Source organism: Apilactobacillus ozensis DSM 23829 = JCM 17196 (assembly GCF_001435995.1).
Lineage (GTDB): Bacteria > Bacillota > Bacilli > Lactobacillales > Lactobacillaceae > Apilactobacillus > Apilactobacillus ozensis.
Genome location: NZ_AYYQ01000004.1, coordinates 46,762 through 62,876 on the forward strand (window position 1 = coordinate 46,762; position 16,115 = coordinate 62,876).

At 32.4% G+C, this 16,115-nt stretch carries 15 protein-coding genes; 14 read left to right on the top strand and 1 reads right to left on the bottom strand.

Going from position 1 to position 16,115, the window contains the following annotated elements; all coding sequences use genetic code 11:
* Positions 1-23 precede the first annotated feature (23 nt).
* Positions 24-1,646, top strand: coding sequence for a chaperonin GroEL (groL, locus tag FD06_RS01650; protein WP_054657927.1), 1,623 nt, complete (start codon positions 24-26; stop codon positions 1,644-1,646).
* A 128-nt stretch (positions 1,647-1,774) separates the two neighbouring features.
* On the top strand, positions 1,775-2,872 hold the full coding sequence (locus tag FD06_RS01655; RefSeq protein ID WP_054657925.1) for a glycosyltransferase family 4 protein: 1,098 nt from the start codon (positions 1,775-1,777) through the stop codon (positions 2,870-2,872).
* A 21-nt stretch (positions 2,873-2,893) separates the two neighbouring features.
* On the opposite strand, the gene FD06_RS01660 is transcribed toward FD06_RS01655, so the two are convergent.
* Positions 2,894-3,535, bottom strand: a complete 642-nt coding sequence (locus FD06_RS01660) for a YigZ family protein (RefSeq protein ID WP_056965705.1) — start codon at positions 3,533-3,535, stop codon at positions 2,894-2,896.
* Positions 3,536-3,595: 60 nt separating this feature from the next.
* Between FD06_RS01660 and FD06_RS01665 the strand changes: the two genes are divergently transcribed.
* The 12 genes from FD06_RS01665 (at position 3,596) to trxB (ending at position 16,042) form a co-directional block, all read left to right on the top strand.
* Entirely contained in the window at positions 3,596-4,927 is a 1,332-nt protein-coding gene (locus FD06_RS01665; RefSeq protein WP_056965706.1) for an ATP-dependent helicase ComFA, read from the top strand.
* Positions 4,920-5,606, top strand: coding sequence for a ComF family protein (locus FD06_RS01670; RefSeq protein WP_056965707.1), 687 nt, complete (start codon positions 4,920-4,922; stop codon positions 5,604-5,606). Before FD06_RS01665 ends, FD06_RS01670 begins: the two co-directional genes overlap by 8 nt.
* 157 nt (positions 5,607-5,763) lie before the next feature.
* Positions 5,764-8,127 (top strand): preprotein translocase subunit SecA, encoded by a 2,364-nt coding sequence (gene secA / locus FD06_RS01675; RefSeq protein ID WP_056965708.1) that lies wholly within the window; start codon positions 5,764-5,766, stop codon positions 8,125-8,127.
* 65 nt (positions 8,128-8,192) lie between these two features.
* A protein-coding gene (gene prfB / locus FD06_RS01680; RefSeq protein ID WP_156403070.1) for a peptide chain release factor 2 occupies positions 8,193-9,309 on the top strand; the annotation gives its coding sequence in 2 pieces (ribosomal slippage) (positions 8,193-8,264 and positions 8,266-9,309; 1,116 coding nt in all).
* A 20-nt stretch (positions 9,310-9,329) separates the two neighbouring features.
* Positions 9,330-10,472 (top strand): PDZ domain-containing protein, encoded by a 1,143-nt coding sequence (locus tag FD06_RS01685; protein ID WP_056965710.1) that lies wholly within the window; start codon positions 9,330-9,332, stop codon positions 10,470-10,472.
* 97 nt (positions 10,473-10,569) lie between these two features.
* A complete protein-coding gene (locus FD06_RS01690; protein ID WP_056965711.1) occupies positions 10,570-10,887 on the top strand; it encodes a PspC domain-containing protein in 318 nt (105 codons plus the stop codon).
* Between the two features lie 32 nt (positions 10,888-10,919).
* Complete coding sequence (locus tag FD06_RS01695) at positions 10,920-11,255, top strand: phage holin family protein (protein WP_056965712.1); 336 nt, start codon at positions 10,920-10,922, stop codon at positions 11,253-11,255.
* Between the two features lie 63 nt (positions 11,256-11,318).
* Positions 11,319-12,254: an HPr(Ser) kinase/phosphatase gene (gene hprK, locus FD06_RS01700; RefSeq protein ID WP_056965713.1), complete on the top strand. Its 936-nt coding sequence runs from the start codon at positions 11,319-11,321 to the stop codon at positions 12,252-12,254.
* An 18-nt stretch (positions 12,255-12,272) separates the two neighbouring features.
* On the top strand, positions 12,273-13,100 hold the full coding sequence (gene lgt, locus FD06_RS01705; protein ID WP_056965714.1) for a prolipoprotein diacylglyceryl transferase: 828 nt from the start codon (positions 12,273-12,275) through the stop codon (positions 13,098-13,100).
* A gap of 29 nt (positions 13,101-13,129) precedes the next feature.
* Positions 13,130-14,146, top strand: a complete 1,017-nt coding sequence (locus tag FD06_RS01710; RefSeq protein WP_056965715.1) for an NAD(P)H-dependent glycerol-3-phosphate dehydrogenase — start codon at positions 13,130-13,132, stop codon at positions 14,144-14,146.
* A gap of 21 nt (positions 14,147-14,167) precedes the next feature.
* Positions 14,168-15,055, top strand: coding sequence for a UTP--glucose-1-phosphate uridylyltransferase GalU (galU, locus tag FD06_RS01715; protein WP_056965716.1), 888 nt, complete (start codon positions 14,168-14,170; stop codon positions 15,053-15,055).
* Between the two features lie 66 nt (positions 15,056-15,121).
* Positions 15,122-16,042 (top strand): thioredoxin-disulfide reductase, encoded by a 921-nt coding sequence (trxB, locus tag FD06_RS01720; RefSeq protein ID WP_056965717.1) that lies wholly within the window; start codon positions 15,122-15,124, stop codon positions 16,040-16,042.
* Positions 16,043-16,115 lie beyond the last annotated feature (73 nt).

Genomic DNA, 16,115 nt, shown 5'->3' on the forward strand with positions numbered 1-16,115 from the left:
TATAAATTTATGAGGTGATAGATATGGCTAAAGAAGTTAAATTTTCTGAAGATGCAAGACATGCCATGCTTAGAGGTGTAGATAAATTAGCTAACACTGTTAAAACTACTTTAGGACCTAAAGGCCGCAACGTAGTTTTAGAAGAAAGTGCCGGTAGTCCAAATATAACTAATGATGGTGTAACAATTGCTAAGTCCATTGACTTACCCGACCATTTTGAAAATATGGGTGCTAAATTAGTTTCAGAAGTAGCATCTAAAACTGATGATATTGCTGGTGATGGAACCACTACTGCAACAGTTTTAACTCAAGCCATTGTTAATGAAGGTATGAAGAATGTTACGGCTGGTGCTAACCCAGTTGGAGTTCGTCGTGGAATTGAAAAGGCTACTGAAGTAGCGGTAGAAGCTTTGCATAAAATGTCACACGATGTTAAGAACAAAAATGATATTGCCCAAATTGCATCTATTTCTGCAGCTAATAAAGAAGTAGGTGATCTAATTGCTGATGCTATGGAAAAAGTTGGCAATGATGGAGTTATCACTGTTGAAGACTCACGTGGTGTAAATACTACTATGGATGTTGTTGAAGGGATGCAATTTGATCGTGGATACATGTCACAATACATGGTTACTGATTCCGACAAAATGGAAGCTAACTTAGACAATCCATATATTTTAGTTACCGATAAAAAGATTAACAACATTCAAGATATCTTACCATTGTTACAATCAGTGGTAGAACAAGGTCGTTCATTATTGATTATTGCTGATGATATTGGTGGTGAAGCATTGCCAACATTAGTATTGAACAAAATGCGTGGAACATTCAATGTAGTTGCTGTTAAAGCTCCTGGATTTGGTGATCGTCGTAAAGCTCAACTACAAGATATTTCTACTTTAACTGGTGCTACTTTAATTACCGATGATTTAGGATTGAACTTAAAAGATGTTAAGGTTGAACAATTAGGTCAAGCTAACAAAGTAAATGTTACTAAAGATGACACTACTATTGTTCAAGGTTCAGGTGACAAAGCTAAAATTGCTGAACGTGTAAACGAAATTAAAAACCAATTGGAAGCAACTACTTCTGACTTTGATCGTGATAAATTAAGAGAACGTTTAGCTAAATTAGCTGGTGGTGTCGCTGTTATTCGTGTCGGTGCTGCTACAGAAACGGAATTAAAAGAACGTAAGTATAGAATTGAAGATGCACTAAACTCAACTAGAGCTGCCGTTGAAGAAGGTTTTGTTCCTGGTGGTGGAACTGCATTCATCAATGTTCTTAAAGATATTGATGCAATTGAAGCTGAAGGCGATGTTGCTACAGGTGTTAAAATTGTACGCCGTGCTTTGGAAGCCCCAGTTAGACAAATTGCTCATAATGCCGGAATTGATGGTTCCGTAGTTGTTGAACATTTGAAGAATGAAAAACCAGGTGTTGGTTACAATGCAGCTGAAGACAAGTATGAAGATATGGTGGCTGCTGGAGTTGTTGACCCAACCAAGGTATCTCGCTCAGCTATTCAAAACGCTGCTTCAGTATCTGCTTTATTATTAACAACGGAAGCAGTAGTTGCTGAAAAACCTGAAAAGAATGATGCTCCACAAATGCCTACACAACCAGGTATGGGTGGAATGATGTAATTTATCATTAATTTTATGAAAAGACTCCTTTTGCTTAAGGAGTCTTTTTATTATGCTTTAGTACCTTGTCTTTATTAAGCTGGGTTTGTATAATTAGTTTAGTCTAATTAAGAGAGGATAAATCATTAATGTTAAAACTTGAAATAATTGTATGGTTATTTGCAACAATGATTATATCTGCAGTAATTACGCCATTTATTAGAAAGTTGGCATTTCGATGGGGAGCAGTTGATGACCCTAATAAAAGGAGAGTAAATAAAATTCCAATGCCTACTTTAGGTGGATTAGCAATTTTTATTGCATATACAATTGCTACAATGTTTCTCTTACGGAATCAAATGCCTACTCAATCTCTATATGGTATTTTTGCGGGTGAGTTAATTATTATTTTAACTGGTGTTATCGATGATATTTATGTTTTAAAACCACGCCAAAAAGTTTTAGGAATTAGTTTAGCTGCTTTAGCTGTGTACTTTTTAGGTAATGTTCAAATGAATACGATTGGTTTACCATTTTTAGGTAATATAGGGTTAGGTTGGCTTAGCTTACCTATTACATGGATATGGATATTAGCTATCACGAACGCCGTAAACTTAATTGATGGATTAGATGGATTGGCTACTGGAGTAGCAGTTATCGCCTTAACGACAATGGGAATAACTGGAATGTTCTTTTTAAATGTAGGTAATACATATGTATCTATTATGATTTTTGCGTTAGTAGCTTCTTGTTTAGGATTTTTACCATATAACTTTTTCCCAGCTAGGATTTATTTAGGAGACACGGGGTCATTATTTATTGGTTTTATGATTTCGGTATTTTCTCTAAATGGTTTGAAGAATGCGACGTTCATAACCGTTATTATCCCAGTTATCATTTTGGGAGTTCCAATTACCGATACAGTTTATGCAATTTTAAGAAGAATGTTAAACAAGCAACCTATATCACATGCGGATAAACATCATTTACATCACCGCTTGATGCAAATCGGTTTAACCCATCGTCAAACAGTATTAGTGATATATGGAATTGCTTTAATTTTCTCGTTTATTTCGTTACTTTATCCCATCTCTAATTTATGGGGAACAATCTTGTTAACGGTAGCAACTTTGTTAGGATTAGAACTTTTTGTAGAAGCAATCGGATTAGTTGGCAAGAATCGTCAACCGTTATTGAATGCAATTAAAACAGTTGTTAAAAATAATACAAGTAAAGATAACCATTAAAAAAGACTGAACTAAATTAGCTCAGTCTTTTTTATAATCAACTTCAAAATATTGATCATCGCCAATATTAAAAGATACCTTATCGGATAGTAAGTTTATTATCTTTTTCTGAAATTCTTTGATAGATTCCTTGTTAACTGATACAGAAACCATAACCTGACTGGTATATTTAGTTTCAATTATATTAACGTTATTCTCGGTCAAATGATAATTTAACTTATCAAAGAGATTATAATCTACAACAATATCTATTTTAGTCTGTAAAATTTTATTAACGATACCTATTTTTTCAATAGTAGAAGAGGTAGCGTTGCTGTAAGCTCTGATTAAACCACCGGCACCTAACTTAATACCACCAAAATATCTAGTTACTACAGCTACTACATTGTGTATTTCATTTAATTTCATTGCTTCTAAGATGGGCACTCCAGCAGTTCCAGTAGGTTCACCATTATCACTGGCCCTTTGAATATGGTCATCTTTACCTAAGATATAGGCATAACAATTGTGGGTGGCCTTTTTGTGCTTTTCTTTTATCGTATTTATAAAATTGTTAGCTTCATCTTCATCTTTAATTCGAGCAATATTACAGATGAATTGTGACTTTTTGATAATTATTTCATGCTCACCATTTTGTTTAATGGTTAAATATTTATTTGTCATTATTTCACCAACTTTGATTTTTTAGGTTTGTTTTTACGTAAATGTTATGGGTGATAATCATTGATTGAAAATATGGAATTATTATACGGACGTCAAATAACGCAAGATAACATAGACTTTACCATGATTAGTGAAAATCTATTAAGCAAAAGGGTTGCTATTAAAGTGAACCGTAAAAATATTTACTGTTATCGCTGTGGACAATATAGTGATAAAGAATCTTCCAATTTACGTACAATCTTTTATTGTCGAAAATGCATTAATTTGGGTAGGTTGACTAGTGACAATTTATTATATACTTTACCAGAACAAAACTCTTTTGAACCAAACGATAATCCATCATCTTGGCAAGGGAAACTTACTACGCTACAAGCTAAATGTTCAGATAAGATATGCAATGTATTTGCTAATAAACAACGTCATTTATTGTGGGCAGTTACAGGTGCCGGAAAAACTGAAATGCTTTTTAAGGGCATTGCTTGGGGAATCCAAAATAATCTTCGAATAGCAATTGCATCACCTAGAATTGATGTATGTGTAGAACTTTTTCCGAGAATTCAAGCAGCGTTTAAAAACACTGAAATTCTTTTATTACATGGCAGAGATGATACGCCATATGCATATCGACAGCTAACGATTTGTACAACTCATCAACTACTAAAATTTTATCATGCTTTTGACATATTGATAATTGATGAGGTTGACTCTTTTCCGTTTGTCCAAGATGGCGGATTGCAATTTGCCGCTAAGAATGCTACTAAAAAAATTAGTAGTACCCTATATTTAACTGCAACGCCTAGTGATGAATTATTGAGTGATATTCGTAGAAAAAAATTATCGGTTAGCTATTTGCCAATACGTTATCATCGTCATTTGTTACCGATTATTCAAAATCATGTTATTTTAAATTTAAGTAAGCAATTTGATAAAAACATTCTAAACTCTAGAATTATAAAATTAATCAGCAATAAAATTATAAGTAAACAACGGTTCTTATTATTCATGCCAAGGGTAGCCGATTTAACCATAATGTCTGACATTTTATCTAATCATTTTGACCGTCATTTATGGAAAACAGTTTATTCAGAAGACGTTGATAGACTTAAAAAAGTTCAATCAATGCGTGAAAATGAGATTTTATTTTTAATTACTACAACTATTTTAGAACGTGGGGTAACTTTTCCTGGAATTGATGTTATAGTTTTTAATGCTGACCATGATAATTTTTCAACTTCTGCTTTGGTGCAAATTGCTGGCAGAGTAGGTAGAAATAGTGACCGTCCTAATGGAAATGTTGATTTTTTGATCAACTGTAAAACTAGAAGCATTTTGAATGCAGTTAAACAAATTAAATACATGAATAAATTAGGAAGTAGGATAAAAGATGAGTAATAATTTGTGCCTTTTATGTAACAAATCATTAATTCAGTCGCTGTCTTTAGATTTTTTAATGTCACTAAAAAGTTGTAAAGTTGATTATATTTGTCATGATTGTCAAGAAAATTTTAAATTAATTAGTGGTAATGGTTTTTGTAATTATTGTGGTCGTCTAGGTACTTTTAAAATAAACATCTGCAATGATTGTGTTAAGTGGAATCAAAAGGGATGGTCATGGTTTAAAAGTCGCAGCATGTATGTTTATAATGACTTTATGAGTGAATATATGAAAAAATATAAGTTTAATGGTGATTATTATTTGAGAAAAATATTTTCAGATGAATTTTTTCATTCTTTATGTAAAAAACAACTTATTGTACCAATTCCAGTTAGTCATGAAACTATGAAAACGAGAAAATTTAATCAAGTACATGGATTGATTGAGCATTTAAAATTTGAAGATATTTTGTCGGTGAATAGTAAAAAAGAGATGCAATCTCACCACAATAAAAGTGAGCGAATGACCATGAAACAAGTATTTGGGATAGACAGTAAATTCAAAAAATTAATTGTTGGAAAACACATTACAATTGTAGATGATGTTTATACTACTGGGACTACAATTAGATTAGCAGCAATGGTTTTAAAAGAAAATGGAGCTAAAAGTGTTTCTGGTTTTACATTAGCCAGATAATTAGTTATATTTAAATATGTTGTATATTGGCAATGGTGCCAATTCTGTTTTTAAAATTAACTTTAAAATGTTAAAATAATAATACATTATAAAATCGAGATTTAACAATTTAGATTTACATTAAAACCTAATTTAAAGTATGGAAGGGAAAATATTAATGCCTAATATTCTAAAAAAATGGGTCGAAAGCGATAAAAGCGAAGTTAAAAGACTTAGCAAAATTGCTGATAAGGTCGGTAGTTACGACGAAGAATACAGCAAGTTAAGTGATGAAGAACTTCAAGCTAAAACCCCTGAATTTAAACAACGTTATCAAAATGGTGAATCACTAGATGATTTACTACCAGAAGCATTTGCAGTTGCTAGAGAAGGAGCTAAGCGAGTTCTTGGATTAAAGCCATTCCATGTACAAATCATGGGTGGAATTGTTTTACACGAAGGTAACATTGCTGAGATGAAAACTGGTGAAGGTAAAACTTTAACTGCTACGATGCCAGTATATTTAAATGCACTATCCAGTAAAGGAGTTCACGTTGTTACAGTTAACGAATATCTTTCACAACGTGATGCTACCCAAATGGGTGAACTTTATAACTGGTTAGGTTTATCAGTTGGAGTTAACTTATCTACTAAGAGTCCAGAAGAAAAGCGTGAAGCATATAATGCTGATATCACATACTCTACTAACAGTGAAATTGGTTTTGACTACTTACGTGATAACATGGTTGTCTACAAAGAAGAAATGGTACAAAGACCATTAAACTTTGCCATTGTCGATGAAGTAGATTCTATTTTAATTGATGAAGCTAGAACACCATTGATTATTTCTGGTCAAGCTAAGGGTTCAAATGAACTTTACAAGCAAGCAGATAAATTTGCTAAAACATTGCATGAAAAAGATGACTTTAAGATTGATTTGGAAACTAAGACGGTTTCATTAAATGATAACGGAATTAAAAAAGCTGAAAAGTACTTCAATCTTAAAAATCTTTACGATACAGATAACACAGCTCTAACTCATCATTTGGATCAAGCGCTACGTGCTAACTTTATTATGTTAAATGATAAGGATTATGTGGTTCAAGATGGAGAAGTCTTAATTGTTGATTCATTTACAGGACGTGTTATGGAAGGACGTCGTTTCTCTGATGGTTTACACCAAGCCATTGAAGCTAAAGAGGGCGTTGAAATTCAAGAAGAAAGTCAAACTATGGCTAACATTACCTACCAAAATATGTTTAGAATGTACCATAAGTTAGCTGGTATGACTGGTACAGCTAAGACTGAAGCTGAAGAATTCCGTGAAATTTACAATATGGAAGTTATTACAATTCCTACTAATAAACCGGTAGTTAGAATTGATGAATCTGATGTATTGTATCCAACTTTGGAATCAAAATTTGATGCTGTAGTTGAGAAAGTGAAAGAGTTACATGCTAAAGGTCAACCAATTTTACTAGGTACAGTTGCAGTTGAAACCTCTGAATACTTATCAAAACGTTTAGACCAAGAAAATGTTCCTCACGTTGTTTTAAACGCTAAAAATCACTCTAAAGAAGCAGATATTGTTGCTAACGCTGGTCAAAAGGGTGCTGTTACCATTGCTACTAATATGGCTGGTCGTGGAACTGATATTAAATTAGGACCGGGCGTAGTTGAAGCTGGTGGACTAGCAGTGATTGGTACAGAACGACATGAATCTAGACGTATTGATAATCAACTTCGTGGACGTTCTGGTCGTCAAGGAGATCCAGGTTGGTCACAATTCTATCTATCACTTGAAGATGACTTGATGAAACGTTTTGGTTCTGAAAGGATTAAAAACTTCTTACAAAGTATGAAAGTAGAAGGCGAGTCAGCTGTAATTAGAAGTAAGTTAATTACTAAACAAGTTGAATCAGCACAAAAACGTGTTGAAGGTAATAACTATGATTCTAGAAAACAAGTCTTACAATATGATGACGTTATGCGTCAACAACGTGATGTTATTTATAAAGAAAGATATCAAGTTATTAGTGAAGACAAGTCATTAAAATGGGTAATTGTACCAATGATTAAACGTACAGTTGATCGTATTGTTAACTTGCATACACAAGGTGACAAGAAGGACTGGGACTTAGGTACAATCTTAGATTTTGCAATTAGTGTTATTACTAGTCCTGATAATATTGGTTTAGATGACCTAAAAGATAAATCTGCTGATGAAATTAAGGAACTACTAATTAACTTAGCCGATGGCATTTATGAAGATAAAGAAAAACAATTATATGACCCATCACAAATGTTAGAATTTGAAAAAGTTGTTTTACTAAGAGTTGTCGATTCACATTGGACTAACCATATTGATGCTATGGATCAATTACGTCAATCAATCGGATTACGTGGATATGGACAATTAAATCCACTGGTTGAATATCAACGTGAAGGTTACAAGATGTTTGAAGAAATGATAGCAGACATTGAATATGATACTTCTAGATTATTCATGAAAGCTGAAATCAGACAAAATATGGAAAGATAATAAAAAACGGAACTTCGACTTATGTTTGTCGTTCCGTTTTTTGTAAATAAAGGATTGGTACTTTAATGGAATTAAATGAAGCAGAAAACGAATTAATCGACATAAAAAAAGCCATGGATGGCTTTAGGAGGTCACTTTGACTTCGATAATTTATCTGAAAATATTGAAATAAATGAAATGAAAATGACCGAGCCAGGTTTTTGGGATGACCAAATAAAAGCTAAAAAATTGATCGATGAAAATAATAAACTAAAAGCTAAGTTGGAAAGCTTTAACAACTTAGTTAATCAAGTAGAAGATTTGGAAGTTAGTTTAGAACTGTGTAGAGAAGACGGCGATCCTGATTTGGTCAATGATTTTCAAAATGCCTTGATGGAAACCAAACAACATTTAGATAAGTATCGATTAAATATGTTATTAAATGGCAAATACGATGGGAATAACGCTATTTTAGAAATTCATCCAGGAGCCGGTGGAACTGAGTCACAAGACTGGGGTTCTATGCTTTTACGAATGTATACTAGATGGGCTGAACAAAATGATTTTAAAGTTCAAATGTTGAATTATCAGGTTGGTGATGTTGCTGGAATTAATTCTGCAACTTTAATGATTTCTGGTGAGAATGCTTATGGATATTTAAAATCTGAAAAGGGTGTGCACCGATTAGTAAGACTTTCACCATTTGATTCTGCTGGTCGTCGCCATACATCTTTTGCTTCAGTTGATGTAATGCCGGAACTAGATGAAACGGTAAATATTGACATTAATCCAGCGGATTTAAGAATTGATGTTTTTAGAGCTAGTGGTGCTGGAGGACAACATGTTAATAAAACTTCTTCAGCAGTTCGAATAACGCATGAGCCGACTGGAATTGTGGTATCTAGTCAAGCGCAAAGATCACAATTACAAAACCGCCAGACTGCTATGAATATGCTTAAATCTAAGCTCTATGAATTGGAAGAAGATAAAAAAGCTAAACAAAAGGCTGCCTTAGAAGGTCAACAAATGGATATTGGATGGGGTTCACAAATTCGTTCTTATGTATTTCATCCATATTCAATGGTTAAAGACCATCGAACTAATTATGAAACTGCTAAGGTTCAATCCGTAATGGATGGAGAATTAAATCCATTTATTAATGCTTACTTGCAGTGGAAATTAAGTCAAAATAATCCTAAATAATAGTCTCGAGGTACTAAATCATGAATATATTAATTGCCTTTTTAGTTTTCTTTTGTCAGCCAGTGTTATGGATAGGTTTAATTCGTAATTATCTTAATTATAGAAAAAGAATTAATCGCGAAAGAAGTCTATTTAATACGGCTATTTATCGTTCTAATAATGAATTTAGACATTTTATAGTTAGTTTTATATTGTTAGGTATTTTATCCTCAATAATTTCTGTATTACTAGGAATAATATTGCCAACTAATTTTATCGTATTGTACGAAATTTTATTGTTGATTAACTTATTGTTAATTCCTACGCATTTAATGCCAATTACAATTACTTTTATTAGTTCAATTGTTTATATGTTATTTGGCAATGTTGATTATTTAAATCAATATTTAAGCTTGAATTTAAATATGAACAAAACTAATAACCAAAATTTGTTAGCATTTATAACCGTTATTTTGATTATTAGCAGCTTGTATTATAAATGGTTTGGTGGAAAAATGAATTCTCCACAAATTTATTATAACCAACGAAATACTAAAAAAGTTTTCTATATTTTTAAAGAATTAGGAATAGTGCCCATGTTAATCTTAGTTCCGGGAAATTTATTTAGTAGTATTCCATACTGGCCAGTTTTTAATGTTGGCAATGAAAAATATAGTTTCTTATTTTTACCAGTTTTATTAGGTATGAAATTTAAATTTTTCAACCATATTCCTCAAAAATATTTAAAATTGTTAAGTAAATTTCTTATTAAAATAAGCGCAATAGGAATTATTTTAACGATTTTAAGTTATTATTTTAGTTTTATAACTTTATATGGAGTATGCTTACTTGCAGTTATCTTTTTAGTTACAATGTTTATATTCAGATTAAAAGATAACAAGAATGATACACCATTTGCTGAAGCTGTTAATGGTATCAGAGTTTTAGCTGTTGAAAAAGATACTCCTGCAAGTAATATGGATATTTCAATTGGTGACATTATTACTGAAGTTAATGATGTTGCGGTGAAATCAGAAAGTGAATTTTATCAGGCATTATTGAAGCATCCCACTTATTGTCGAATTAAATTAACTACGCCTAATAATGTAATCAAACTAACTGAAACAGCAATATATAATGATACACCACACGAATTAGGTATCGTTATGTTTAAAAAAGTCTAAATAATTGTAAATATTATTTCAAATTTAAATCGTCAGATAATACAATTATGTCTGACGATTTTATAATATAATAAATACAAAAAATGAGGTGCTATTTATGAATAACGATAAAAGAAAAATGACTAAATCAGTTAACGATAAAATATTAACTGGTACTTTAGGTGGATTTGCCGAATATTTTGGTTGGAATGCTACACTAGTTAGAATTGCTTTTGTGATTTTATCTATATATCCCGGCCACTTTGTTATAGGTGCTTTTATATATATAGCTATGATGGTTATTATTCCAAGCAAAAATAGTTATTCAGGATTTAATGGATTTGGTGGGTTTAATCAAGATTCACACGATAGTTCTGAGCATAGTAACGGTCGTAAGGTAATTCATGATGTTGAAGAACATGATAAAAAAGACTAATAAAACTTTTAACGTAAAGAAGTGATATATTTTTGAAGTTCATAATTAGATTAATTATTAATACTATTTTATTTATTGCGGTGGCTAACTTTTTTCAAAATAGTTTTTATGTATCAAATGCAAAAGTAGCTTTAATTGCTGCTTTTGTATTAGCAATTATTAATGCGACAATTAAACCAATAATTAAATTTATTTCATGGCCAATTAATGTCTTAACACTAGGACTTTTTAGTATTGTAGTTAATGGATTTATGCTTGAAATTACATCTTTTGTCGTAGGTAACAATTTTTACTTTTCTTCTTTTGGGATGGCGATGCTAGTTTCAATAATTATTTCACTTTGCAATGTTGTGGTTTCCGATGTATAGCTTAAAATCTAAAAGTGATAAAATTATTGTATATAAGTATTAGACATCTGAGGAGGCGCATAAATGACCGAGAAAGTATTTGTTGACGATTTGGTGAACAATACGCACTTGAGTATTTATTACGGTAAAGATTATTTAGACCGTCAAATTACGACTAGTGACATATCACGACCTGGTTTGGAATTAACCGGATATTTTAATTATTATCCAGCTCGTCGAATTCAATTACTAGGAATTACTGAAACATCATATGCTAAAGGAATGAGTACAGCTGATTTATATGATGTCATGCAAAAAATGTGTCAGCCAGAAACGCCAGCATTTGTGATATCTACTCAGCTAGACCCACCTGCTGAATTAATTAGAGCAGCCAAAGAAGAACACATTCCAATTCTTGGTTCTAAACTAACGACTTCTAGAGTTTTAAGTAATATGACTAATTACTTAGAAGGTAGATTAGCTGAACGTAAATCAATTCATGGGGTTTTAGTAGATGTTTATGGATTGGGAGTACTTATTACTGGTGATTCTGGAATCGGTAAAAGTGAGACAGCATTGGAATTAGTAAAAAGAGGTCATCGTTTAATTGCCGATGATAGAGTTGAAGTATATCAACAAGATGAACAAACTTTAATTGGTCAGGCTCCTCGTATTTTAAGACATCTTTTAGAAATAAGAGGAATTGGAATTATTGATGTGATGAATTTATTTGGTGCAGGAGCTGTACGCTCTAAAACTAAAGTAGATTTAATTGTACATTTGGAAAATTGGTCAGCAGACACTCCATATGACCGGTTAGGGAACGCTAATGAAACTAGACGTATATTTGACGTAGACGTACAAAAAATAAACATTCCGGTTAAAACTGGTCGTAATTTAGCAATTATTATTGAAGCTGCGGCTATGAACTTTAGAGCGAAATCTATGGGGTATGATGCTACTAAGGTTTTTGATGATAATTTAAATAGCTTAATTAAAGAAAATAGTTCAAAAAAATAGAGTTTTGGAGATGAAAATTTGGCTTATCTGGCACTTAATCCAATTGCAGTTCGTATAGGTTCTATTGAGGTGCATTGGTATGGAATATTTATAGCAAGTGCAGTAATGCTAGCGGTATATTTATCAATTGTTGAAGGGAAAAAACATGGTATTAAATCTGATAATATATATGATATGATTCTATTAGCTCTTCCTACAGCTGTCATATGTGCACGGATATATTATGTTGCATTTCAATGGAATTATTACCAGTACCATTTAGATGAAATTATTAGAATTTGGGATGGTGGAATTGCCATTTATGGAGCGTTAATTGGAGCGGCAATTGTTGTATACTTATATTGTCGTAATAAGTTCATACCTGTATGGCTAATGTTAGATGTGATTGCACCGACTGTTATATTAGGACAAGCGATTGGGCGATGGGGAAACTTTATGAATCAAGAAGCTTTTGGTCAAATTACTAGTTTATCCTTCTTAAATCATTTACATTTACCACATTTTATTATTCAACAAATGTTTATACAGGGTGCTTATCGACAGCCTACGTTCTTATATGAATCAATATGGGATTTATTAGGCTTTGTGCTTTTAATGAATATAAGACATATGCCTAATTTTTTGAAACGTGGAGAAACAACTTTACTTTATATAATTTGGTATGCATTTGGTAGATTTTTTGTTGAAGGGATGCGTACAGATAGTTTAGTAGTTTTTTATGATATTCGAATTTCACAAATATTATCATTTGTTTTGTTTTTTGCGGCAATTGGTTTATTGATTTATCGCAGAAAAAATTATCATGACTTGCCACTATATATTAAAGATAAAGCAATCAATATTTAAAATATAAAAAAATTAAGGAGCGTCAATTAATGACAGAAAAAATTGCAGTACTAGGTGCCGGTTCATGGGGTAGCATGTTGGCTAATATTTTGGATGAAAATGGTCACGATGTGAGATTATGGTCATATAATCCAAAACAAGTTGAAGAACTAAATACTAAGCATACTAACTCTAAATATATGAAAGATTTTACTTATTCTGATTCTTTAGTTGCTTACTCAGATATGCAAGCAGCCGTAAAAGACGTAGATGATATCTTAATGGTTGTTCCAGCTCAAGTTACTCGTTCAGTTGCTCAAAATTTAAATACCATTTTAAATGAAATGGATATTAAACCTAACATTATTCATGGTAGTAAGGGAATTGAACAAAAAACTTACAAAAGAATGTCTGAAGTATTAGCCGAAGAAATAAGCAGTAATAATCGCAATGGAATTGCCGTTATTTCTGGACCTAGTCAAGCTGAAGATGTTGCTAAAAAAGATATTACTTTAGTAACTGCTGCTTCTAGTGATATAAAAATTGCTGAACACTTCCAAAAATTATTTATGAATGGATATTTTAGAGTTTATACTAATGATGATATTATTGGAGTGGAAATTGGTGCTGCTTTGAAAAATATTATTGCATTAGGTGCAGGTGCCTTATATGGTTTAGGCTATGGAGATAACGCTAAAGCCGCCTTAATGACTAGGGGACTCGCTGAAATTTCGCGTCTAGGAACTTCTTTTGGTGCTAATCCGCTAACATTTACTGGTTTGTCAGGCTTTGGAGATGTTATTGTAACAGCCACAAGTAGTGATTCTAGAAACTGGCGTGCTGGGTACCAATTGGGTAAAGGTGAAAAGTTATCCGATGTTGTTAAAAATATGGGGATGGTCATTGAAGGAGTTGCAACCACTCAAGCAGCTTATGAACTAGCCAAACAACGCGGGATTGATATGCCAATTACATCAGCTATATATAATGTTCTTAACGAAAACGTTAGTGTTAAAGAAGCTATTTCTAAACTAATGTTGCGTGAAGGACGTTCTGAATTAGAATAAATTTTAGGAGTTTATAGAATTATGAAAAAAATCAAAAAAGCTATTATACCAGCTGCAGGACTAGGAACTCGTTTCTTGCCGGAAACTAAAGCAATGCCTAAAGAAATGTTACCAGTTGTTGATACACCTGCTATTCAACTAATCGTTGAAGAGGCTAAAGCATCTGGAATTACTGATATTTTAATTATTATTGGTAAAGGGAAGCGTGCAATTGAAGATCATTTTGATTCTAATACCGAACTAGAATTGAATTTAGCTGAAAAACATAAAGATAAGATGTTGGAGGCAGTTCAAAAAACAAATGGTTTAAATATTTACTTTAAGCGCCAAGCCCATCCAAATGGATTAGGCGATGCTGTACATACAGCTAAAAGTTTTGTTGGCGATGATCCTTTTGTCATCATGTTAGGTGATGACCTAATGCAATCTGATGTTCCGTTAACGAAGCAACTTATCGATAGTTATGAAGAGACAAACGCTTCAACGCTAGCTGTAATGCGTGTGCCACATGAAGAAACTTCTAAATACGGGGTTATTAATCCAGCTAAAGAGGTTTCAAATGGGCTATATGACGTTACTAGTTTCGTTGAAAAACCTGCTCCAGAAGATGCACCTAGTGACTTGGCTATTATTGGTAGATATCTATTAACACCTGAAATATTTGAAATTTTAGAAAATACTAAACCTGGTAAGGGTAATGAAATCCAATTAACTGATGCTATTGATACTTTAAATAAAACTGATAAAGTTTATGCACATGAATTTAAAGGTGATCGTTACGATACTGGCAATAAGTTTGGTTGGTTAAAAACAAATATTGAGTTTGGATTAAAACATCCAGAAGTTTCTGAACAGTTAAAAGAATATATTAAAGATTTAGGTAAAAAGTTAGATACTAACGAAAAGTAAGTCTAAATATTGGAAAATATTTGTAATTCATAGTAAATTCTTATTATTAATAAAAGGAGGTAGCTAATGAAAAAATATGATGTTATCGTCATTGGAGCTGGACCTGGTGGAATGACTAGTGCCTTATACGCATCTAGAGCAAATTTATCAGTGTTAATGATTGACCGTGGAATTTACGGTGGTCAGATGAATAATACTGCTGAAATTGAAAACTATCCTGGATTTAAATCTATTTTAGGCCCGGATTTGTCTAAAAAAATGTATGAAAGTTCTACTGGATTTGGTGCTGAGTATGCTTATGGGACAGTTGAATCCGTTGAAGATAAGGGTAATGCTAAGATAGTTCGTACTGATAATGACGAATATGAAACTTCTGTATTAATCATTGGTACTGGTTCACAATATCGTAAATTAGGTGTACCTGGTGAAGAAGAATACGGTGGTCGTGGTGTATCATATTGTGCAGTATGTGATGGTGCTTTCTTTAAAAATAAAGAAGTTATTGTTGTAGGTGGTGGCGACTCTGCTATTCAAGAGAGTTTATATCTTTCCAATTTAGCTGCCAAAGTCACTGTTATTCATAGACGTGATCAGTTAAGAGCACAAAAAGTTTTACAAGACCGTGCTTTTGCTGACGAAAAAATTAATTTTGTTTGGAATTCTAATGTTACCGAAATTTTAGGTGATGGAAATAAAGTTACGGGAGTAAAAACTTTAGATTCTAAAGATAATTCAGAAAAAGTCATTGATTCAAACGGAGTATTTATTTACGTTGGAAATACACCAATGACGGAACCGTTTAAGAATTTAGGCATTACTGATGCTAAGGGCTGGATTCCTACCGATGAAAGAATGGAAACTAAGGTTCCAGGAATTTTTGCAATCGGTGATGTTCGAGAAAAAGAGCTTCGTCAAATTGCGACGGCTGTTGGTGATGGTGGTATTGCCGGTCAAAACGCTTTTGAATATATTCAATCTAATAATTAGATTGTTAAAAAGAGGAGTTGATGTGAACCCCAAAAGTTAGACAACTTTTACTAGGATATTAATTCCAAATATT